General features: G+C 46.9%; 33 protein-coding genes and 1 tRNA gene. 28 read left to right on the top strand and 6 right to left on the bottom strand.

From position 1 onward, the window contains the following. Positions 1 to 130 precede the first annotated feature (130 nt). The 4 genes from EKM91_RS10370 to EKM91_RS10355 all read right to left on the bottom strand — a co-directional run bounded on the left by EKM91_RS10370 (position 131) and on the right by EKM91_RS10355 (position 4,687). Positions 131 to 1,267, bottom strand: a complete 1,137-nt coding sequence (locus EKM91_RS10370; protein WP_164508542.1) for a site-specific integrase — start codon at positions 1,265 to 1,267, stop codon at positions 131 to 133. 414 nt (positions 1,268 to 1,681) lie between these two features. Continuing rightward, the gene (locus EKM91_RS10365) at positions 1,682 to 2,551 is read right to left on the bottom strand and encodes a hypothetical protein (RefSeq protein WP_125753773.1); all 870 of its coding nucleotides are present in this window, start codon (positions 2,549 to 2,551) and stop codon (positions 1,682 to 1,684) included. A gap of 132 nt (positions 2,552 to 2,683) precedes the next feature. Beyond that, complete coding sequence (locus EKM91_RS10360) at positions 2,684 to 3,832, bottom strand: restriction endonuclease subunit S (RefSeq protein WP_225419497.1); 1,149 nt, start codon at positions 3,830 to 3,832, stop codon at positions 2,684 to 2,686. A 90-nt stretch (positions 3,833 to 3,922) separates the two neighbouring features. Next, positions 3,923 to 4,687 carry a S24 family peptidase gene (locus EKM91_RS10355; RefSeq protein WP_125753770.1) on the bottom strand — a complete coding sequence of 255 codons (765 nt, stop codon included), beginning with the start codon at positions 4,685 to 4,687 and terminating at the stop codon, positions 3,923 to 3,925. 157 nt (positions 4,688 to 4,844) lie between these two features. Here EKM91_RS10355 and EKM91_RS10350 point away from each other — a divergent pair, with 157 nt between their 5' ends. The 3 genes from EKM91_RS10350 to EKM91_RS10340 are packed head-to-tail and all read left to right on the top strand — an operon-like array spanning position 4,845 to position 6,113. After that, positions 4,845 to 5,069 (top strand): DUF739 family protein, encoded by a 225-nt coding sequence (locus EKM91_RS10350; RefSeq protein ID WP_125753768.1) that lies wholly within the window; start codon positions 4,845 to 4,847, stop codon positions 5,067 to 5,069. An 18-nt stretch (positions 5,070 to 5,087) separates the two neighbouring features. Continuing rightward, a complete protein-coding gene (locus EKM91_RS10345; protein ID WP_125753765.1) occupies positions 5,088 to 5,903 on the top strand; it encodes an ORF6N domain-containing protein in 816 nt (271 codons plus the stop codon). Between the two features lie 15 nt (positions 5,904 to 5,918). Beyond that, positions 5,919 to 6,113, top strand: a complete 195-nt coding sequence (locus EKM91_RS10340; protein ID WP_125753762.1) for a hypothetical protein — start codon at positions 5,919 to 5,921, stop codon at positions 6,111 to 6,113. Here EKM91_RS10340 and EKM91_RS10335 read toward each other — a convergent pair. Continuing rightward, positions 6,106 to 6,357 carry a DUF1883 domain-containing protein gene (locus EKM91_RS10335; protein ID WP_125753759.1) on the bottom strand — a complete coding sequence of 84 codons (252 nt, stop codon included), beginning with the start codon at positions 6,355 to 6,357 and terminating at the stop codon, positions 6,106 to 6,108. The genes EKM91_RS10340 and EKM91_RS10335 overlap by 8 nt on opposite strands. A 184-nt stretch (positions 6,358 to 6,541) precedes the next feature. Beyond that, the gene (locus EKM91_RS10330) at positions 6,542 to 6,877 is read right to left on the bottom strand and encodes a hypothetical protein (protein WP_125753756.1); all 336 of its coding nucleotides are present in this window, start codon (positions 6,875 to 6,877) and stop codon (positions 6,542 to 6,544) included. A gap of 46 nt (positions 6,878 to 6,923) precedes the next feature. Here EKM91_RS10330 and EKM91_RS10325 point away from each other — a divergent pair, with 46 nt between their 5' ends. The 25 genes from EKM91_RS10325 (at position 6,924) to EKM91_RS13910 (ending at position 17,566) form a co-directional block, all read left to right on the top strand. Further along, positions 6,924 to 7,238, top strand: a complete 315-nt coding sequence (locus EKM91_RS10325; protein ID WP_125753753.1) for a DUF771 domain-containing protein — start codon at positions 6,924 to 6,926, stop codon at positions 7,236 to 7,238. 103 nt (positions 7,239 to 7,341) lie between these two features. Then, positions 7,342 to 7,596, top strand: a complete 255-nt coding sequence (locus EKM91_RS10320; RefSeq protein WP_125753750.1) for a hypothetical protein — start codon at positions 7,342 to 7,344, stop codon at positions 7,594 to 7,596. A 33-nt stretch (positions 7,597 to 7,629) separates the two neighbouring features. After that, complete coding sequence (locus EKM91_RS10315) at positions 7,630 to 7,869, top strand: hypothetical protein (RefSeq protein WP_125753747.1); 240 nt, start codon at positions 7,630 to 7,632, stop codon at positions 7,867 to 7,869. Then, the gene (locus EKM91_RS10310; protein ID WP_125753744.1) at positions 7,869 to 8,756 is read left to right on the top strand and encodes a DUF1351 domain-containing protein; all 888 of its coding nucleotides are present in this window, start codon (positions 7,869 to 7,871) and stop codon (positions 8,754 to 8,756) included. The genes EKM91_RS10315 and EKM91_RS10310 overlap by 1 nt, the downstream gene beginning before the upstream one ends. Continuing rightward, a complete protein-coding gene (locus EKM91_RS10305; protein ID WP_125753741.1) occupies positions 8,753 to 9,406 on the top strand; it encodes an AAA family ATPase in 654 nt (217 codons plus the stop codon). The genes EKM91_RS10310 and EKM91_RS10305 overlap by 4 nt, the downstream gene beginning before the upstream one ends. Positions 9,407 to 9,408: 2 nt before the next feature. Beyond that, positions 9,409 to 9,972 carry a DUF669 domain-containing protein gene (locus tag EKM91_RS10300; protein WP_125753738.1) on the top strand — a complete coding sequence of 188 codons (564 nt, stop codon included), beginning with the start codon at positions 9,409 to 9,411 and terminating at the stop codon, positions 9,970 to 9,972. 25 nt (positions 9,973 to 9,997) lie between these two features. Next, positions 9,998 to 10,186, top strand: a complete 189-nt coding sequence (locus tag EKM91_RS14270) for a helix-turn-helix domain-containing protein (protein ID WP_125753735.1) — start codon at positions 9,998 to 10,000, stop codon at positions 10,184 to 10,186. Positions 10,187 to 10,196: 10 nt separating this feature from the next. Next, positions 10,197 to 11,126: a DNA replication protein DnaD gene (locus tag EKM91_RS10290; RefSeq protein ID WP_125753732.1), complete on the top strand. Its 930-nt coding sequence runs from the start codon at positions 10,197 to 10,199 to the stop codon at positions 11,124 to 11,126. Beyond that, complete coding sequence (locus tag EKM91_RS10285; RefSeq protein ID WP_125753729.1) at positions 11,123 to 12,379, top strand: DnaB-like helicase C-terminal domain-containing protein; 1,257 nt, start codon at positions 11,123 to 11,125, stop codon at positions 12,377 to 12,379. The genes EKM91_RS10290 and EKM91_RS10285 overlap by 4 nt, the downstream gene beginning before the upstream one ends. Next, positions 12,372 to 12,686 (top strand): hypothetical protein, encoded by a 315-nt coding sequence (locus EKM91_RS10280; RefSeq protein WP_125753726.1) that lies wholly within the window; start codon positions 12,372 to 12,374, stop codon positions 12,684 to 12,686. The genes EKM91_RS10285 and EKM91_RS10280 overlap by 8 nt, the downstream gene beginning before the upstream one ends. Positions 12,687 to 12,706: 20 nt before the next feature. Beyond that, a complete protein-coding gene (locus EKM91_RS13935; RefSeq protein ID WP_164508535.1) occupies positions 12,707 to 12,856 on the top strand; it encodes a hypothetical protein in 150 nt (49 codons plus the stop codon). A 63-nt stretch (positions 12,857 to 12,919) separates the two neighbouring features. Then, a complete protein-coding gene (locus tag EKM91_RS13930) occupies positions 12,920 to 13,084 on the top strand; it encodes a hypothetical protein (protein ID WP_164508541.1) in 165 nt (54 codons plus the stop codon). After that, positions 13,071 to 13,577, top strand: coding sequence for a hypothetical protein (locus tag EKM91_RS10275; protein WP_125753723.1), 507 nt, complete (start codon positions 13,071 to 13,073; stop codon positions 13,575 to 13,577). The genes EKM91_RS13930 and EKM91_RS10275 overlap by 14 nt, the downstream gene beginning before the upstream one ends. Further along, a complete protein-coding gene (locus EKM91_RS13925) occupies positions 13,567 to 13,743 on the top strand; it encodes a hypothetical protein (RefSeq protein WP_164508540.1) in 177 nt (58 codons plus the stop codon). The genes EKM91_RS10275 and EKM91_RS13925 overlap by 11 nt, the downstream gene beginning before the upstream one ends. Then, positions 13,733 to 14,095 (top strand): hypothetical protein, encoded by a 363-nt coding sequence (locus EKM91_RS10270; protein WP_125753719.1) that lies wholly within the window; start codon positions 13,733 to 13,735, stop codon positions 14,093 to 14,095. The genes EKM91_RS13925 and EKM91_RS10270 overlap by 11 nt, the downstream gene beginning before the upstream one ends. 138 nt (positions 14,096 to 14,233) lie before the next feature. Continuing rightward, positions 14,234 to 14,620, top strand: coding sequence for a YopX family protein (locus tag EKM91_RS10265; protein WP_125753716.1), 387 nt, complete (start codon positions 14,234 to 14,236; stop codon positions 14,618 to 14,620). After that, positions 14,617 to 14,769: a hypothetical protein gene (locus EKM91_RS13920; RefSeq protein ID WP_164508539.1), complete on the top strand. Its 153-nt coding sequence runs from the start codon at positions 14,617 to 14,619 to the stop codon at positions 14,767 to 14,769. Before EKM91_RS10265 ends, EKM91_RS13920 begins: the two co-directional genes overlap by 4 nt. After that, positions 14,766 to 15,065, top strand: coding sequence for a hypothetical protein (locus tag EKM91_RS10260; RefSeq protein WP_125753713.1), 300 nt, complete (start codon positions 14,766 to 14,768; stop codon positions 15,063 to 15,065). Before EKM91_RS13920 ends, EKM91_RS10260 begins: the two co-directional genes overlap by 4 nt. Positions 15,066 to 15,248: 183 nt before the next feature. Then, entirely contained in the window at positions 15,249 to 15,716 is a 468-nt protein-coding gene (locus tag EKM91_RS10255) for a DUF1064 domain-containing protein (RefSeq protein ID WP_125753709.1), read from the top strand. 13 nt (positions 15,717 to 15,729) lie between these two features. Beyond that, positions 15,730 to 16,020 carry a hypothetical protein gene (locus tag EKM91_RS10250; RefSeq protein WP_191987997.1) on the top strand — a complete coding sequence of 97 codons (291 nt, stop codon included), beginning with the start codon at positions 15,730 to 15,732 and terminating at the stop codon, positions 16,018 to 16,020. Between the two features lie 123 nt (positions 16,021 to 16,143). Beyond that, positions 16,144 to 16,386: a hypothetical protein gene (locus EKM91_RS10245; RefSeq protein WP_225419496.1), complete on the top strand. Its 243-nt coding sequence runs from the start codon at positions 16,144 to 16,146 to the stop codon at positions 16,384 to 16,386. 57 nt (positions 16,387 to 16,443) lie between these two features. Then, positions 16,444 to 16,653: a hypothetical protein gene (locus EKM91_RS10240; protein WP_125753703.1), complete on the top strand. Its 210-nt coding sequence runs from the start codon at positions 16,444 to 16,446 to the stop codon at positions 16,651 to 16,653. A 57-nt stretch (positions 16,654 to 16,710) separates the two neighbouring features. Further along, on the top strand, positions 16,711 to 16,872 hold the full coding sequence (locus EKM91_RS13915) for a hypothetical protein (protein ID WP_164508538.1): 162 nt from the start codon (positions 16,711 to 16,713) through the stop codon (positions 16,870 to 16,872). A 77-nt stretch (positions 16,873 to 16,949) separates the two neighbouring features. Then, positions 16,950 to 17,408, top strand: coding sequence for an ArpU family phage packaging/lysis transcriptional regulator (locus EKM91_RS10235; RefSeq protein ID WP_125753700.1), 459 nt, complete (start codon positions 16,950 to 16,952; stop codon positions 17,406 to 17,408). A gap of 83 nt (positions 17,409 to 17,491) precedes the next feature. Beyond that, positions 17,492 to 17,566 (top strand) — tRNA-Ala (locus EKM91_RS13910). Positions 17,567 to 17,970: the final 404 nt, after the last annotated feature.

Raw genomic sequence — 17,970 nt, 5'->3', positions numbered from 1 at the left:
CTCACCTCCATTTTTAGAACTTTATTGATTTCGTTAGAACACTGGAAAGCCTGATATCAAGGCATTCCAGTGTTTTTGTTTTAGTTTGTTTTTGGTTGATTTTACGCACTCGGTACACGTTTGGTACACGTTATCGGGCAAGCTTATCCAGCGCCACCATTGCTTTTGATGCCTGTTTAGATTTCTGTGCGTCCAATAAGTGGCTGTAAGTGCTCATCGTGATCTGGATGCCGGCGTGGCCAAGTCGCTTTGAGATATAGTAAATATCGATACCCTCGGATAGGAGATAAGAGACATGGGTATGACGCAAGCCGTGGAAGGTGATTTGATCGTCATTGGGGATGCCGATTTTGGTCTCCATATTTTTAAGTGCCTTATTACACGCCGCACCAGTAAGGACCTGAGAATACTTAGAATAAAAAACGCAGTTGTGCTTGTCACGCTGGCCCGTTTTCAGCATCCAAGCCGCTTGTTGGACTTTGACTTGGCGGAGTAAATCAGTGACTGCGGGTAGAACTTCGACGGTTCGATTACTGGATTCGTTTTTCGTTGGCTTGAAACCCGTATGATGAATATAGTCCCATGATTTATTAATGGTGAGTGTATTGGCTTCAAAATCCACACAATCCCACGTAAGACCAAGCACTTCGGCCACTCGCATTCCTGATTCTGCGCCGACATAAACGGCGACAGTTGCAAGGTGATTAAAGTCCGCCGTTTCATGTGCTAAGTTAACTAGCTCGGCAAACTGATCAAGCTGAAGGTACTTGTCGGCTTCATCAACACCACGCTCACCGGAAATTTCAGCATCAAAGGTGAAGTCGGTGTGTAAAGTTTGTTCGTTGATAGCGGTGCGTACCATGGCACGAATATATCCATTGACCTTTGAGCTAGTTGATCGCGCATGAGTGTCGCCATAGTCGTTTAGAAAGGCTTGCCATTTTAAGGGCGTGATCTTGCCGAGTGGCGTATCACCAAAGTAATCTTTGAGTGTCGTTTCAATGATTGGATAAAAGTATTCTGTGGCGACAGCGCGTTTACCGATTTTATAAGTGGTGCACCATTGATGCCAGTAATCAACTAGGGGTAGATCCGCACGGTCAATATGCGAGCCGTGTGCGAGTTTTACCTCTAGATCGTGTGCAGCATTTTCGGCGAGTTTCTTAGTGCGGAAACCACCATTGGATTTGGTATGTCGTTTGCCCTGTTCGTCCTGCCATGAGATACGAAACTGCCAACCGGTCCCACGTTTTTCGTAAGATGCCATGATAATTTCCTCCATTTAGGTTAAAATAGAGTACACAAAGAGCGCACTCATCGAGCGAGTTCTTGCCTAGCGTCTGTCCTGACCGGTCAAGGTATGGGGACAGGCGCTTTTTCGTGGTATAATTGTGATGAATAAAATTAATTTATTGGCTTTCAAAGGTGATGTTTCATAATATTACACAGCAATTTAGGATATTAAACCTCAGATTATTATCTTTATATATATTAGGAGGTAAACAATATGAACTGCAATCATGAATTACGAACCACAGGCGAGCTAGCAGACTTTTTGCAGACTTTGCCGAGAAACACAAGAATCATTATCTCGGGATCCATTACGGATAAAACGCCAACACTAAATGAAAATTTTATTTACGATCGAAGTCGGGAGTTGTTAACTTTTTGGGGTGATGTTTTAACGCTTGATTGATTGCTTTATGATGGTGTCGAGTGGAGGAGTTTGCTGTATTAATTGTTCGAACGTAACCTTCAGCTGACTATCAATAACTGCCTCAAAGTCTGGCTGACCGTTTGCATCGTCAAATTTATGATCCCAGTTGATTGATCCAAGCAGTCCACGGACTTCGCTCAGGGGTGAGAGATAGTAACACAGATTTCCTATCTTCATTGGATCGGGATGTGGCATTGCTTCAATTTCTTTCTGAGCCGAGACATGTTCTGAACGTTTACTCAAATCATAATTGCTACGGGTCATTTGGTAGTATTGAATAACGCTACCTCCATTTTCCATCCACCCATAAAGACAGATCACGCCGACCTTCCAAACAGTCATTAGCGCCTGCATTGAACGCCCCTCATCGGGTATCACACTACCATGCATCACTCTATTACGTACGGAAACCAGCCGGTTGAACTCTTCAGTAATTGTCTCGAAGCGTTTTGGAAAGCGTTCCGCTGCAACTGTGTAAAAATTTCCCTGACACCGTTCTGAGGACAGTAGTGCCCCGAACTTTAGTGCTTTGTCGACCGCGGTCATATCACGATTTGAATACATCCAGATATTAGCTTGACTAGCAATCCTAAAAATGTTTTCTAATGCAGAGTATGCGCTTAAAAATGATTCAAAATAGTTATGAGAAATATGAGCTTGCATGGCATGTTCATATAATGGTGCGAATAATGGCGTGCTCGTAAAAATATCGACATGATGCCCACGTTGGCAGGTGGCGCTTAGGTAACTTTTTTCCGTTACTGATGCCTTAAGTTGAGAGATATAGCCTTCTTTTTTACAGTCGTAGCACAGATATGCATGGTACATTTCCATACATAGCACCTCCTGCCTCTCATTTTGAGGGGCTTTTTATTTTGCGTCCAGTTTGGACGTAAGCCCACGGCACGTCCTGCCCGTGCCTGCTGCTTAATGGGTTTTTGATAACAGTTGAACCACAGTTGAGTACTACACGAACATTTTCTGGAGATAGGCTTGCTTCAATTTTTTTAACAGTTCAACCTTACGCTGGTTGACTGCGATGAGATTATCAAGTTGCTTAAACATCGTTCCAATCAATTCTTGTTCAGCTTGAGTAGGAGTTGTAACTTCCACGGCATTGATTGTTTGTTTCGACAATGATGGTACACCGGTAGACTCGTCGTATTTCTTCCAGTTAACTCGTTGAAAAATTGCATACAGAAAATTTATATCTTGTGTCCCCTTAGGTATCACATAGAACAACGTATCTACGGTCCAGTATGGAGCTCTTAGAATGTAGGGGGAGTTAATTGTACCTTTTCGCCCAATGCCAATGCCGTCTTCCTGAGATAAAGCCTGGTCGACACTTAGCATGTATCCGCCAGTTCCATAGACTGGAATGTCACCCTTGTTAAGGTGCTTGTAGTCCTTGCCACCGTTCACGCTAGCGATTTTCTTGATAGGACGCTTTTCCCAAGCGTCAGTAAATCCAGCAAATCTTAATTGCGGGAACTTGCTTCCATTTTTGGGGAACAACTTCTGCAAGTAGCCTTTTTTCTGTTCCTTGAGTAGATATAACTTACGTTGATGAAGAGCGATAGTTTCATCTAGTTGCCTGAAAAATGAGCCGATTTTTTGTTGCTCCTCTTTGTGTACAGGAACAAAGGTGGAGATATTTGAAAAATCTGTTTTGTTAACTATCTGCATGGTTGCTGATGCTGCAGTTTTCTTCATCTTTTCAGACCACTTTTCTGATTGAGTCAACAGAAAATAGGAGTCATTTTTAGGCGTTGGAGTGAGTGAATTTATTTGTTGATTAAAACCAGCATCCATTGTTACTAAGGTGTTTTTCCCAATACTTGCAATACTAGTAACTAGTATCGATCCTGCTTTAGCAATCCTTGCTTTTGTCACACCTACTTCAGATAGTTTTTTAGCAGTATCAGATATAACAAGCGTTTTGATATCTGTTGGAGTAACCCATAGTACGCCGTCAGTAGAATAATTATCCAAATTACTTGTTGGAGGTGTATTACCTGTCTGTATATCACCAAGTTCTTTTAACTTACGCTCTTCCCAAGCGTCAGTGAACCCCTTGAAGCGAAGCTCCGGTACCATTTGTTTATTTGTATTCACGGTTGATTGTCACCTCTAAGCCATTTATTTGTTGTTGACTAGATTGTATCGGGTAAGTAGGCCAACGCCGCGTCCTGATACTGTTGCGGGTTAGTTGATGACAACGCCTATGATGCTGACATCTTCGGGATCCAAGTATCGGTCAGGATACTTGTCATTCAGTGAGTGTAGAACAATTTTCTTTTGCTGGTAGTCGCGGGACACCTGCTTAAATGTGACGCCTTCGTCAGCCACACGGACAACAGCCAGATCGCCGTCATCGATTGTGTCTTGCCATCGAACAAATATCTGCGAATACTTCGGGTAGTCTGGCTCCATCGAGTCCCCCTCAACGGTCACGATTTCATCTGCACTAGCTGGGATGTCGTTAACATTGACGCGCGTCCTACGCACCTCAGCGTCCTGTGTGGCGCCATCGATAGGAGCACCGGCAGCTGTACCACGCCCGCAAACAACCTCGCGCTGTTCTGGTAACGGGACAACATTCTCGTTCTGCTGTTGCTTGAGCTGATCTTCCGCATAGGTGTACACGTTCTGCTGGCGGGCGGGGTGGAGCTTGTTGTATATGGGGAGTATGTCAGTGGAAGCCTCGCGGGTCTTTTTGCTCGATCGACGTTCTTGGGGGACATCGAACCCCATCAGCCAAGGCTCACTAACGTTAAGAGTATGTGCTAGTAAATAAATACGATCTTGGTCGGGTGACTGAACCCCATTAACGTATTGGGAAAGAGTGCTTTTCCCCATTTTAATGCCAAGAGACTTTTGGAAGGGCTTGGACATGTTCAAAATATCGACCTGTTTTAGTCCGCGGTCTGTCATTAACTGATTTAGCCGTTGAGCTGTTGTTGACTTCATCTAAAGCACCTCCTTAATTAGAAGTATACCGGCGAATGAACATAAGTTCAACAGAGAAGTTCACGAAACATGAATATTTGTGTTGACAGACATACTAGCCGCTGATATGATAAGTTCATAAAGTTCATGAGTCATGAACTGGAAAGGAGGACGGACAATGAGCTATGACTATTCTAAACTTCTGGGAAAGATCACAGAGCAGTTTGGCACACAATATAACTTTGCGATTGCCATGGGGCTGTCAGAACGCAGCATATCTCTAAAGCTGAATGGGAAAACATCATGGCGCGATAGCGATATTGAAAAAGCAATGTCGGTGCTGCACGCAGACGTTAGAGACATACCAGATTATTTTTTTAAGAAAAAGGTTCACGTTGCATGAACACAAGGAGGCATAGTAATGAACGAATTAAAAGTAATCGGTCGTGAGCATATCGGCCATATCGAATTCACCGGTATCGAAGGCGGATTCGGTAAGAACAAAAAGGCGATGTTGGTTAAGGACATCGCGTTGATTCATGAACAGCCACTTGGTGAGATTAATCGACGTATCAATGACAACCGTAAACGTTTCAAAGATGGCATCGATATTCTAGACCTAAAAAAACTCGATGGGTTTGAGCCATTGAGTTTCGGGTTCACCAAACAGTCCGCTTCGAACTCAGCTAATATCTATCTGCTTTCCGAGCGTGGCTATTCCAAGCTTCTGAAAATTCTCGAAGACGACAAGGCATGGGAAGTATATGACCAGTTGGTTGATGGTTACTTCACCATGCGGGCGGAGGCCAAGGCAACACAGCCGCGTATCGATTCCGCCAAGCGGCTCGAGATCATGAGCGAGAATGCGCAGACACGCAAGGGAACATTGCTTTACCGTATCGCCATGCAAACCAAGTCCGAAACGTCCAAGCAGGCACTGTTGGCCAAGGCTGCGGAGGCAATCACCGGTGAGATGACCATTCCCGTGTTGCTCAAGAAGGAGTACAGCGCAACGGCGGTCGCCCAGAAGCTTGGAACCACAGCCAACAAGGTGGGCCGCACTGCTAATCAAATTGGCATCAAGGCTGAACAGCCGGGCCAGAACAAGTATGGCCGATGGGCTAACAGCAAGTCACAGCACAGCGACAAAGAAGTACCGCAATGGCTTTACTTCGATGAAGGCGTCAAGGCGATCGCCAAGGCACTAAAGCAAACTAACGAACCACAGACAGCCTAAGGAGGCCGTATAGATATGAACGAACATGCAAAGGGTGAGCGTAGTGCTGAACATCTTGCTTCGGTAAAGAAGGTACAGGACAAAGAAGTCGAAGACCAAGTTACTGAAATGGTCATTGATCTGCTCGCGCAAAAAGGCTTCACATTTGCCAATTTCGAATCCGTTGTGGCTCGTGTGAAGTCTCACTTTCAAGACAATGCAACTATTTAGACCAGGTGTAACGGTATTGTTCGCCTGACCCGTTATCGACAATCAGATACCAGCGCCCCGATCCAGACACCCGAATTGTCACAGGCGTTTGGACATAGTGGCCGCCAAAATACTGGAAACGACCGCCACGTTGTCGAACGTTGAAATTTGCTTGATCCACCAAGTAAACATCTGCAGCGTGCTGGAGTTCAACCGTAACAGCTAAAGATCCGATCGGATTGTCGTAATAAGGAATTTGTGCCATTAATTTTCACCTCCTTCCATCATCAGATAACCTGATTATCTGCCAAGGGGAGGCCGAAAGAAAGGAGGCCGTATAGATGAAAGAATTCTGTTTGGACCTGTGCAAATGGATGGATGAAAACCGAGCACAAGCTATTTTATCTGCGGTAGTGGGGCTGCTGTTGGGCTTGCTGACGGAATTGATCTTATAAAAATATGGCTCCAGTAATTACTCCTAACAAATATGTAATAAAGCCAACAATAATCGGATACCACAAGTGATTCCTAACGTCAGTTTTCTTCGCTTCGAGTTCGACATCAAGAGTGGAAATACCCTCCGCTGTTAATGATACTTTTTTGGGAATTTCAACCATTGAGTTCCAGCCGTTATTAAATTCTGGATGATACGCAACTCTGATTAAATGGCTATCTCGGTCAAGGCTTAAAAACACATCATCCTTCACAGCGGTAGCAAGCTCTTCTTCTGTCATTCCGGCTTTTACTTTTTTTAACCACATAATTTGTTCATTGCTAAGATCCATTGAAATCACCTCATCAAAATTATCTCACAAAAAGGAGGCATCAGATATGCCACCCACATTAGACCTGATGCCATTAATTCAGGAGGCAATCAAAACAGCCGTGGATCGAGCCGTTGCCGACCAGCTCAAGCACGAACCTGACTACCGACGCTGGTGGTCAGCGAAGGAAGTGCAAGAACGCTATGGCATCACGCCAACCTGGCTGAGTGAGCACATCCTCAACCAGCCGCGGTTCCAACGACAACTTGACGGGTTCGCATTCAACTACCATGGCCAGATGGGCTGGCGGTTTGAGCCAAAGGCTTTCAGTGACTTCATGCGAGATCACTTTAGTGAGATTGCAAGAGAGGTAAGTAAATGATGGATTTAATCGCATTAGCAGGGTTGGTCTGGTTTATCCGCATGATTATCACCTGGCCCGGTGGTTGGCGTGAATGTTTTGATTTTGAAGGGGAAGAAGACAAATGAGATTATTCGACGAAAGCTTTACCGCTGAAGCAACCGCGCAGAAAACCAGTGAAGCGTTGAAACTTCAGCATGCATACAACGTCCAGCAAGCCATCCAGATGGCAAGTTACCATGGTCGCAACGAAATTACCTTAGCCTACGTCACCGATGAAGAACTGAAAGAATTGATCATCTCCGGGTTCGAAACTGACGAAGTTGGTGGTAGTAAAACTTGGATTCACTGGGAACAAAAAGCCACTAGCGGCAACTAGTGGCAGGTAACTCTAACAAGGAGAGTATAGCACATGAATGTATTGATCATCAGCGGAATTGACCTTAATCATGAATTTTCCGCGTATGTCGAATTGAATGATGATGCGCTCGGACTTTTGGACTGTTTACACGGTGATTGGTTTTTCACAGATTACCGCGTAAACAGAGTAACGCCCATTATGCTTCCCGGAAACATTCGAACTCGAAATGGTGCGCAAAAATGGCTGGTTAAGTATTTAGCGCGTAAAGGCTATATCAAGGAGACAAAATAATGTTAGAAATCAAACCGATTTATAAACCGGCCAAGCTCGAAATCAGCAATTTCGATGACCTGGCTAAGTCAGTGACCGTGCTTGCTGATAAGTATAAAGGCATGGTCGTCACTGATGACACCACTACCGAAGCTCGCAAGTCACAGGCCGAATTAAACGCCGCTATCAAGCAAATTGAGGACTTTCGCAAAGCTATCAAGAAAGAGTACAACGAGCCTTACAACGCGTTCAAAGCGTCTACTGACAAGCTCAAGGCGTCGTTGGAAGCCGCTAAGCAACCTATCAAGGATGCACTCGATCAGTATGCCGAAGAAGCTAAGCGTGAACGCCGTGTAATGGCTAATAAAGACCTCAACGATATTTTGGAAGCTCGCGACCTCAAGCCTGATGACGTCGAAATGCAAGACGCTTGGTTTGGCACTCAATTGTCAAAGATTGAACGCCTCAAGCAGATGGCGGCCGCAGCGGATGGTGTGATCGCTGAACGTAAGCGCGTGGCTACTGAACGTGAACTCGTTGGAATGTACGCCAAGGTCAACAACATTGACCCTAGTGGCTGGCTTGTGCAAGTCGATGAGGGTGTTTCGATTGACCGCATCAAAGATGGCATCGCCCAGGCAGCTGATGAACGTGATCTCAAGGCTGAACAAGAAGCCAAACGTAAGAAAGCTGAGGAAGCTATCGCCAAGGCAAAACAGCAACAGGTAGGCGATAAGACTATTGATGCTGAAACGGGTGAGGTTGTCACCGAAACGCCTAAGAGCGCGGCTGATGTAGTTACCGACTATCACTTCGGTATGAATGGCACATTTGCCCAAGCTCAAGACGTTGCCAACTACATGCGGCTAAAGGGCTATGACTTTTGGTCAGAGGGTGGTCGCGAATGAAGTATTATCCATCGGGACAACTACCGGTGACGCCGCACATGTATTTCATCTATGGCGATGGTGGCACTGGTAAGACGTCACTGTTTCGCAAGTTTCCAGGTCACAAGATGCTGTTCAGCTTTGACCAGTCAACCAACCCGATCAGGCCCGATGACAACATCGATGCACTAGTGTTTGAGCAGTCAGATGGGCCCAATATTCGCAAGCTGGTGGAACGCTCAACGGCCAAGGCTATCGACGGTGGCAAATATCAGGCTATCTGTTTCGATTGTGTCAACGCTCTGCATGATTGGGTGCTAGACAACACGGTGGCGTCTAATGATGGTCGAGCCAACTATCGTGATATGCAAATGTGGTTTCGCAAGTTTGGCACCTATTTGCGCGAATCCGGTATGACCGTGTATGCGACAGCACACCAAGCCGATCAGAAAGATGGTACAGGCTTCGAGCCAGCCATGAATTTCGGCGCATTCTCTGGATTCACTGCATCGTTTGACTTTGTTGGTCGCATTTACAAACAGGGTGGTGTTCGCACCATCAACTGTGACACTGAACAAGGTGATCACGGCAAGAACCGAATTGATGACCGGTTGGAGTTTCCAGCCGATGAACTGTTAGACCCAAGCACAGAAGAAAAGGAAGGTAATTAATCATGGCATTTGGATTTACTGTTGATCCCGACAACACATTCGGGAGTTTCGTCGAAGAATCAGGCACCTACAACGTCACTGTATCGAAGGCAGAACCTAAGCGGGCACAGTCCGGTAACGAGATGGTCAGCATCGATTACACCGTCTTAGATGGTGCCTACAAAGGCGCTCAAATTCGCTATCAAAATCTGGTCTGGGATGAAACTTCAACGGACACTGAAAAGAAGTCTGAAACTCGCTTCAACACCATGCTTGTAGCTATGGGTGTCAAGAAAGGCACAAAGATTGATTCAATCGAAACGTTTGCCAAAGGAATCAGTGGCAAGAAGCTCAACGTCACCACTGAATGGGGCAAGCCGAATAACAAAGGCAAGATTTATCTGAACGTCTTTGGATTCAACGAGTTAGACAAAGATGGCAGCAAGCCAGATGGCATTAAGCGTCCAGCACAAAGTAACGTGGCTGATGGTGGTTTTGGTGGTAAGCAATCAAGCGCCAACACCAGTGACCCATTCGCAAACGACGGGCAACCTATTGACGTGTCAGATGATGATTTGCCGTTTTAATTACTAAAAGTTAGTGTGAATAACTATGACAGGATATGAAATTCGTAACCGTCGTTTGGCACTCGGATTGTCGCAATCAGAACTGTCAGATAAGTCCGGCGTGCCCCAGTCAACTATCTGCACAATTGAAACAACAACACGCAACGCAAAGATGAAAACCCTGAACGCATTAGGCAAGGTGTTAGGCTTTCGGGTCGTAATCGAATGGAAGTAGAGGTGATCACATGGCAGACGGGGGATGGATAAAGCTTTATCGTTCGTTGCTTGACGATGAGCTGTGGCTGGACTGCACACCGGTTCAAAAAACAGTGATGATCACCCTTCTGCTGATGGCAAACCACGCTGAACGCAAGTGGGTGTGGAAAGGCGAAAAGTTTCATGCCAAGCCAGGCCAGTTCCGAACGTCATTGGATTCAATCAAGCTAAAAGCGGGGAACGGTGTCAGCGTAAGGGCAATTCGTACATCTCTCGACAAGTTTGAAAAACTTGGTTTTTTGACAAACGAATCGACAAAGCAAGGACGCCTTGTAACCATTGCTAACTGGGCAAAATACCAGCTTTCAACTGATGAAACGACAAACGACCTGACAGTTAATCGACAATCAACTGACAATCAATTGACACCTAACAAGAATGTAAGAAGTAAAGAAGTAAAACCTTCTAGTCACAAGTCCGCAAAACGGACTTTCGACGAACAGTCTAAGGAGCTTCGCGCGGCAACCAAATTGTGGGAGCTGATCCAACGTAATAATCCCAAGGCGAAGCAACAGGACTTGCAGAAGTGGGCTGATGTTTTCCGGCTAATGCACGAACGTGATAACCGATCGTGGAAGGATATTGGCATGTTGATCCAATGGTCGCAGAATGACAGCTTTTGGAGTTCCAACATCTTGAGCGCAAAAAAGTTGCGAGAAAAATTCGATCAGTTGACTGCGAAGATGAATCAAGAGGGTGGGGGCTTTGTCCCTGAACAACCGGTACTTGAAACCCCGCACACGTTTTCTGTGGCTGAGTGGGCTACTGACGCTTATCGCCTAAGCCGTTCGATTGATGAGGTGGTCGCAACTGCCAAGAGCGAGGGAGTGCCGGCGTCAGAAGCTGAGATACGCGCAGCTTTGACACAATTTCAGACGAAGGAGGACGGGGAACAATGAATCACAATCCAGATGATCCACGCTGGCACGTGCTCTACTGCATCACTAAAAAGCCAGAGCTGGTCAAGTCCGAATGGATAGATCCGGAATGGATGCGTAGCAAGTCCCTGGGCACGCTGGTGGACTTTATCAATCGGCAAGAATCCATCGGCGATATGGATTACATCGAGATGCGCAGCCGATTAGATGCGACTCACCCAAGCTTATTGCCGCGTGAGGTGTGGGATTGGATCATCACTGGGGATGTAGTCATTAGTGGCTTGCATAGTTGGACACGAGCACTCAAGCGTCAGTACTTCCGTGAGCGTACTAAGGCTAAGGCAATCGACTACGCCAAAGACCCTAGTGATGAGCGATTAGATGACTTGATGCAGGTCGCACAGGACAGCACAGCCAATGACGGCGACGTGCGCGAGGTGACAATGGCCGACCTTGCCGCTGAGATGGATGAGCGACTTGACCACCACGTCGACGACGGCGTGAAGACGCTGGTTCCGATCGACACCGTGTTTGGCGGTGGATTGATGCCAGGACGCTTGATCACAGTCGGTGCTCGACCAGGTGTCGGCAAGTCGGCGTTTGCCATCAATCTGATTTTGCAGGCGCTGAGCCATCAACCCGAAATGACTATCGACCTATTCAGCCTTGAGATGACAAACGAGCAAAATTACAGCCGTCTTATCAGCTCATATCTTGGCATAGCTGGTCGCTCGATGCTTGATCCCGATATGTTGCAGGCCAAGCAAAAAGACGACGTGCGCACAGCAGGGACGGTCCTAAGCGGGTATGACTTGCGACTTTGGGATAAGGTCACCACCTTACAGCAAATTGAAAAGGTGATCCGGCAAAGGTCAGCGGCTGCTAAAGACAAGTATCTGGCAGTAGTCGACTACCTGGGCTTGATCACCGTGCCACATCAGCCTGATCGGCGCTTGCAGATTGAGCAGATCACACGTGAGCTCAAGGTGATGACAAATGAGCTAAATATTCCGATTCTGTTACTCAGCCAGTTGTCACGCAATATCGAGCAACGGCAAAGCACGCGGCCAATGCTCAGCGACCTGAGGGAGTCAGGTTCGATTGAGCAAGACAGCAATGCGGTGGGCTTCCTGTACAACGAAGATCGTAGCCAGACGCATGAAAAGATTCGTTCAGTCATCTTCTCAGTCCAGAAAAATCGTGAAGGCAGCTTGCAAGACATTCGCATGACCTTTGAAGCCGACAAGATGCGCTTTGGGGTGGCTTATGGCTAGTACACCAAAGATGAGTCTGCAAGAGTTTGACGGCTACATGCGCGAGGGCGGGTTTAAGTACTCGCTCCTGGTCATAGCCGAGCTAGATGAAGCGGCTGATCACATGCAGCTAGCCAAGCGTGACGATAGTCGCACCGAGTACGCCAGGGCATACGCGGCGCAGCTAGACGCTCTGGAAACGGCTGAGTTTGAAAAACAGCACGGCCAAGTGATTGAGCCAGTGCTCGACTACTTGCCGTCAAAGGCCGAGAAATGGCTTAGGGAGACAGAAAAGAAGTGGCAAGGCTATCTAGCCAAGATTAGATAAAAATCACAGGAGGCGTCATTATGGCGAGAATGATTAGCACTGAAACACCTTTAATGCACGAGATTCATGCGATTGAGTCTGTGTATGGGTCAATCTTAAATGCACCCGACGATGATCCACACTTACTAGCAGCTCATAAGATTGCCAACGGTGGTCGGACTGACGCATAGATAAAACACGCAGAGGCACAGCAACGTATCGCACGGCTGACGGCTATTCATCGCGCAAGGGAAATGGCTAAGCACGAGGCAATCGTTAATGGGTATCGTGAGCTAGGCAGTCTCAGCTTGGTCGTCGAAAAAATGGGGTACAGCTATAGTGTCGTCCAGCGGCATGTGAGTGATGCCCGTAAATATGGCGAATTGCCGAAAAAAGGGAAACGAAATGACAATCAGTAAAGAAGAAGCTGTTCAAGAGCTAATGATCGCGGCAGATAACTGCATCACGGAGTCAGACTTACGTGAACATTTTGAGCACATTATTTTCGGTCTCACCGTTGATCACCCAAAAGTCAAACTACCGCGCGAGGTGGGGGAAGAACTCGAAGATTATCAGGATGAAGACATCGATCTACTCGACTACTTACATGACGTGATTGACTCGAAGGAACTGCGCGCCACGAGAGTGTGGATGCTCGGTGATCGTGAACAGCTTATTGGTATTCTCGCCGACGCTTACCGCTACGGCTGGGAAGCTAGGAAAGAAGCCCTGTACAACGTCAAGGTACCACTAGTGCAGGCTCAAGGCGGCCTATGGTTCTTAATCAATGCTAGCGACAAGCTGGATGCTACTTATATCCAAGATCTCGCTAAAAAGTTTTCCATGGAAGAAATCAATACATGGGGCTTGCAGGACTGCGAACGGGAAGAGGTAATCCACTATGACGACTAAAGCTGACATAGACGCGGCACAAAAGGCCATCGATGCCGCGAACAATGCAATCGGCAAGCTTGATCTGTGTGGTCTGTATGATTGCGCATGGCAAGCCCACAACGGCTATCAACGTATTATCGATGACAACAAGGAACAGTTGGAGGTGACTGACGATGAGCAATGAGACGAATCGGGACGTGTTCGATGACGCGGCATTCAACATTGAGACTTCTGCCCCAGATGGTCCAGAATTTGCAGATGGCCTTAGAAAACGTTATGAAGCCGCCTTGCCAGATAATCCGCCGGTGATTCCGAAAGCGGTTGGTGAATACATCAAGTGGGGTAAGTCATACGATATTCAGCTCTACATGATGTACAGCTTCAAGTTCGTTCGAAGGCAAGGATTTAGTAAGTTCACCGATGAAGTAGAGGATTGGATTATCAGCAACAGCGATGCTTTCGCGATTGCATGGTTGCTAGGTGTCTGGCGTGTTGAGGAAAGCGGAGAAATTGTGAAATTTGAGGCAGAGGACTGATGGCAGTAAACGAGTTGAAAGTTTGGGCCAACTGTAATGACGGTCACACAACATTGGCTGGGCTGAACGCTGACGAGTTCACGATTGGTGAGATCGTTGCTATCCTGCAGGTGTACACAAATGACGTGGAGGCACGAGATGAGAGAGATTAAGTTCAGAGTGTGGGATAAAGACAGTGAGTGGATGGATAACGTCGTCCGTCTTGAAGCTGACGACAGTGGGCACATTGATACCGCAGAAGGATACGGCGACGTTTACCACAATTTTGTGCTCATGCAGTACACCGGCCTTCGCGACAAGAACGGGCGGGAAATCTACGAAGGCGATATCGTGAAGCTGCACCAAGTGGTTTTATCACCGGACGATACGATTGGTTGGGTTGAATACACAGCTCAGTATGGATACTCAATTCGGTTCGGCAAGCGTCGTTGCAGGCAGAGCGACTGGGCGACTGATGAAGGCGCAAAGTATGAAGTCATCGGGAATATATTTGAGAATCCGGAGCTGCTGGAGGCGGATAAATGAGCTGGCAAGCGGTAGTGTTGATCATTTTCGGCGGTATTGTTGTTTTGGGTGTGATTGCGATTATTGTGGTCTGGGCGATGTGGTCTAAAGCTTCCGACGCAATCAAGCACGAGATGATGAAGGACGACAAGATGGAGGCGGATAAATGAAAGAGAAACGGCATGAAATTAGCATTCTTGGCACGCTGTTTGTCATTGTGCCTGTGGGTCTTCTTGATGCGGTGGTCTCGATGTATGGCTGGAACACGTTTATGGTCAGCGCTTTCGGAGTACCAAAGATGAAGTTAATCAGTACATGGGGTCTTCTGGTATTCTTAAACTACCTAATCATGAAGAAAAAAGACTTCTCCGACGACAACCGAATGACTTGGGAAGACCTAATAATCGTCATACTCACGACACTGTACGTTTGGATAATGATGTTCGTACTACACTTTTTCATATAGGGGGAGGCACGAGATGAGTAAATTTTTTAGAGCAGCTTCGTTTGCCGTGTTTATGTTTGCAATGTGGTTCCCTCGACTGGGTGTAAAAACTAACTATTCAAATGCGAATACAATGATCTGCATGCTACTATTGGCAATTCTATTCGCACTTTGGGAAATCTCGGAACGGATCAAGGATGCCTCATGAAAAGCCCAACAGCTTTAAATAAACGTGGCAATAAAGTCTGTCTTGACGGATACAAGTTCGACAGTCAAAAGGAAGCGGACTTCTACACACGATTCGTTAAGAATTCAGGCTTTCATTTCCGCGTGCATCCGACGGTTGAGTTAGCACCGCTGAAAGTGATCTCGATGCCAGTAAAAGCGCGACAGATTCGCTACACGCCAGACTTCGTAATTTTTGATGCTAAGGACGCCGTGATTCACGTGTACGATGTCAAAAACAGCTTTGGCATGTATGGCATTGATAGCGGGCCAAAAGAGAAGTTTGCAGAGTTCCTGCACAAGTTTGACATCCCCGTTGAAGCCGTCGTAGTCCGTAAGCACGACTTCAAGTCAATTGCGCAAAGCGTGACGAAGAAGCGCAAAGACGACGACCCACTTATATGCACCAACTTAAATTATTCGTGGCTAGATGCCACGGCCTATTAGGAGGGCAAATATAATGACTGAAATGAAAGACAACAGCATTGATGTTTATGGCTACATCGTCAACACGGCAGAAAAACAATCGAAAGATGGTCAATTCGTCGAAATCAAGTTCCAAGTTGACGCTAAGCTACTTGATGGCAAGCGTGATGCTTTGGCCGCTTGTCTTGCCGACATGGTGTTCCTCAAGCTCACACCACGGCAAACGGAACTTAACACTGATGATGAACCAGATGACCAACAGCCGCCACGCGATGTAACGCCGGCAAGTGGGCAAATTGATTTTATTGATGGCGGTGAAGCCTAATGGTTAAGTCGGTCGTGAGTATCTGCACCACGTCGTAGCGTCCACAGGCGAGCGCCTAACAGGTTTTGTCGAGCTACCAACACGAATAGGCGCGGTTTAGTTTGAACCCGCAAAGACGGTTATATGGATGCACAAGGACAAGAAGCTGAGGAAAGAGGAAGTCGAATGAAAAAAGATTTGATTATTTGGATGCCAAACGGCCACACGATGAAATTTGAAAATGTGACAGAGTTCCGTGGCTTTGAGACGATCATCCAGTTTGAGTATGACGGTGTATCCACCAGCAAGCATCGTCGCGCGGCTTTTGAACGGAGCAAAATTCTAGGGTATGCGTTGGAGAAGGAGGCAGGCGATGATGGTAATTAATCTTTCTTTAGCCATCTGCCTAGTCGCATGGCGCGCGTGGCGGTGAGGGGTGATCTGATGGGACGCAAAATCAGACACGGAATTGCGCGGGTAATTCGCGCTGGCATCTTCATGGCTGAAATCGTTCTTACTGTCTGGGGCATTGTAATTCTGACATGGATGCTGATAGCCGATCCAATGTGGTGGGTATGCTTAGTCTTTTGGATAACGGCAGCGATACTGGCATTCATTGCTGGTGCGAATTTGCTGTATTGGCTGGAAAAGTAGAGGGGTGATCTAATGGCAAGCCCGACAGTCTTGCCAAATATAGGGAGGCGAAACGGAATGGGTAAAAATAAGTCAGCTATCAAGAAGAAGCATCGCCGTATGATGCAGGCACGCCGCGATAACGAAGCTCATATCGAATTAGTCAAGGAGCGTGCCAAGTATGGCGGCAAGATGACTATCGATGAGCTTGTCTATAAGACACTGCATCCGTATGAATAGACACGAAAAAAGGCCACCTAATGGCAGCCTAGAATTTATCCCGATAAGTTAATTCTAGCACAAGGGGTGGCTAACTGATGGCATTGTTTCCAGAAATTGATGAAAAGGCTAGTTGTGATAAGGCTCGCCAGAAGCTAAAAGAATATCGACACTATGCGCGCTTGGCAGGTCGCCCGTTGACTGATCTCAAGTCACCATCTATGGACGGGATGCCGAAAGCTCAATCATTTCAAAACGGTACTGAAGCCGCCCTTGTTGCTAGGCTGGATAAGGTGCTGGATGCTGAGGCACATATCGGAGTGATTGATAACGCGTTAGCGCTGTGCAAGTTTCAAAGCAAATGGTTATTGTACTTTTGCTACTGCACGCCAGAGGAGCTAGAAATGTGGCAAGTCGCAGAACGTATGGGGTTTGGAAGTGTTGGCACTGCTAAACGCCAAAAGACAGCCGCATTGTTCGAGTTTGCCGAATCTTACCCAAATCATGAGCTGATCGTGTTAAGAAATGAGACGAGCAAGCAACTTCTAAGTGACTAAATTGCAACTAAGTAGTAACCACTTGAACAAAATTCACTGTTATTCTGATAGTGTTGAATGATTCGGGTAGCGATAATCCGAGTGCAATCGTAGCTTAAAGTAAAGCGGCACGTTAGCGCGATGTGAACACGATGCAGGTTCGATGCCTGCCGATTGCATATGTTTGATGCTAGGAGTTTTAACCTCCGCAGCCATGATGTCGATTGACTGATTGGAAAGTGCCGGACGCGGCCATGATGGGACTGGTATAGATCTCGCCCATCAACACAACAATGGCCAGTGTGGGCGGACACACTCACACTGGATGGTGGTACCACCGTTAGCGGCCCGGCGCGGTATCCGGGAGTGTGTCAGTGCAACCGAAATGGATCACCTCATGGTGCCGGGTCCGATTCCCGGCGATTGCATTAGGTTAGAGCCTTTCTAGAGGGCAAAGCGGTTGACATTACCCAATACCGTATTATGCGAGCAACAGATGAGGGAAGGCATTGATACCGGTTACTCAATGTTGAAACAGGGAGGTGCAACTCCGCCCGCTCGCTTTGGAGTCTGTCACTCCAAG

The organism is Lacticaseibacillus baoqingensis (assembly GCF_003946165.1).
Taxonomy (GTDB): domain Bacteria; phylum Bacillota; class Bacilli; order Lactobacillales; family Lactobacillaceae; genus Lacticaseibacillus; species Lacticaseibacillus baoqingensis.
Note: the sequence above shows the minus strand (reverse complement) of the source record. Positions and strands in the feature narration are given on the sequence as shown.

Bases quoted from the DNA above. Each gene is read 5' to 3' on its own strand.
- EKM91_RS10370 (WP_164508542.1), bottom strand. From the start codon at position 1,267: ATGGCATCTTACGAAAAACGTGGGACCGGTTGGCAGTTTCGTATCTCA.
- EKM91_RS10365 (WP_125753773.1), bottom strand. From the start codon at position 2,551: ATGGAAATGTACCATGCATATCTGTGCTACGACTGTAAAAAAGAAGGC.
- EKM91_RS10355 (WP_125753770.1), bottom strand. From the start codon at position 4,687: ATGAAGTCAACAACAGCTCAACGGCTAAATCAGTTAATGACAGACCGC.
- EKM91_RS10350 (WP_125753768.1), top strand. From the start codon at position 4,845: ATGAGCTATGACTATTCTAAACTTCTGGGAAAGATCACAGAGCAGTTT.
- EKM91_RS10345 (WP_125753765.1), top strand. From the start codon at position 5,088: ATGAACGAATTAAAAGTAATCGGTCGTGAGCATATCGGCCATATCGAA.
- EKM91_RS10340 (WP_125753762.1), top strand. From the start codon at position 5,919: ATGAACGAACATGCAAAGGGTGAGCGTAGTGCTGAACATCTTGCTTCG.
- EKM91_RS10335 (WP_125753759.1), bottom strand. From the start codon at position 6,357: ATGGCACAAATTCCTTATTACGACAATCCGATCGGATCTTTAGCTGTT.
- EKM91_RS10330 (WP_125753756.1), bottom strand. From the start codon at position 6,877: ATGGATCTTAGCAATGAACAAATTATGTGGTTAAAAAAAGTAAAAGCC.
- EKM91_RS10325 (WP_125753753.1), top strand. From the start codon at position 6,924: ATGCCACCCACATTAGACCTGATGCCATTAATTCAGGAGGCAATCAAA.
- EKM91_RS10320 (WP_125753750.1), top strand. From the start codon at position 7,342: ATGAGATTATTCGACGAAAGCTTTACCGCTGAAGCAACCGCGCAGAAA.
- EKM91_RS10315 (WP_125753747.1), top strand. From the start codon at position 7,630: ATGAATGTATTGATCATCAGCGGAATTGACCTTAATCATGAATTTTCC.
- EKM91_RS10310 (WP_125753744.1), top strand. From the start codon at position 7,869: ATGTTAGAAATCAAACCGATTTATAAACCGGCCAAGCTCGAAATCAGC.
- EKM91_RS10305 (WP_125753741.1), top strand. From the start codon at position 8,753: ATGAAGTATTATCCATCGGGACAACTACCGGTGACGCCGCACATGTAT.
- EKM91_RS10300 (WP_125753738.1), top strand. From the start codon at position 9,409: ATGGCATTTGGATTTACTGTTGATCCCGACAACACATTCGGGAGTTTC.
- EKM91_RS14270 (WP_125753735.1), top strand. From the start codon at position 9,998: ATGACAGGATATGAAATTCGTAACCGTCGTTTGGCACTCGGATTGTCG.
- EKM91_RS10290 (WP_125753732.1), top strand. From the start codon at position 10,197: ATGGCAGACGGGGGATGGATAAAGCTTTATCGTTCGTTGCTTGACGAT.
- EKM91_RS10285 (WP_125753729.1), top strand. From the start codon at position 11,123: ATGAATCACAATCCAGATGATCCACGCTGGCACGTGCTCTACTGCATC.
- EKM91_RS10280 (WP_125753726.1), top strand. From the start codon at position 12,372: ATGGCTAGTACACCAAAGATGAGTCTGCAAGAGTTTGACGGCTACATG.
- EKM91_RS13935 (WP_164508535.1), top strand. From the start codon at position 12,707: ATGGCGAGAATGATTAGCACTGAAACACCTTTAATGCACGAGATTCAT.
- EKM91_RS13930 (WP_164508541.1), top strand. From the start codon at position 12,920: ATGGCTAAGCACGAGGCAATCGTTAATGGGTATCGTGAGCTAGGCAGT.
- EKM91_RS10275 (WP_125753723.1), top strand. From the start codon at position 13,071: ATGACAATCAGTAAAGAAGAAGCTGTTCAAGAGCTAATGATCGCGGCA.
- EKM91_RS13925 (WP_164508540.1), top strand. From the start codon at position 13,567: ATGACGACTAAAGCTGACATAGACGCGGCACAAAAGGCCATCGATGCC.
- EKM91_RS10270 (WP_125753719.1), top strand. From the start codon at position 13,733: ATGAGCAATGAGACGAATCGGGACGTGTTCGATGACGCGGCATTCAAC.
- EKM91_RS10265 (WP_125753716.1), top strand. From the start codon at position 14,234: ATGAGAGAGATTAAGTTCAGAGTGTGGGATAAAGACAGTGAGTGGATG.
- EKM91_RS13920 (WP_164508539.1), top strand. From the start codon at position 14,617: ATGAGCTGGCAAGCGGTAGTGTTGATCATTTTCGGCGGTATTGTTGTT.
- EKM91_RS10260 (WP_125753713.1), top strand. From the start codon at position 14,766: ATGAAAGAGAAACGGCATGAAATTAGCATTCTTGGCACGCTGTTTGTC.
- EKM91_RS10255 (WP_125753709.1), top strand. From the start codon at position 15,249: ATGAAAAGCCCAACAGCTTTAAATAAACGTGGCAATAAAGTCTGTCTT.
- EKM91_RS10250 (WP_191987997.1), top strand. From the start codon at position 15,730: ATGACTGAAATGAAAGACAACAGCATTGATGTTTATGGCTACATCGTC.
- EKM91_RS10245 (WP_225419496.1), top strand. From the start codon at position 16,144: ATGGATGCACAAGGACAAGAAGCTGAGGAAAGAGGAAGTCGAATGAAA.
- EKM91_RS10240 (WP_125753703.1), top strand. From the start codon at position 16,444: ATGGGACGCAAAATCAGACACGGAATTGCGCGGGTAATTCGCGCTGGC.
- EKM91_RS13915 (WP_164508538.1), top strand. From the start codon at position 16,711: ATGGGTAAAAATAAGTCAGCTATCAAGAAGAAGCATCGCCGTATGATG.
- EKM91_RS10235 (WP_125753700.1), top strand. From the start codon at position 16,950: ATGGCATTGTTTCCAGAAATTGATGAAAAGGCTAGTTGTGATAAGGCT.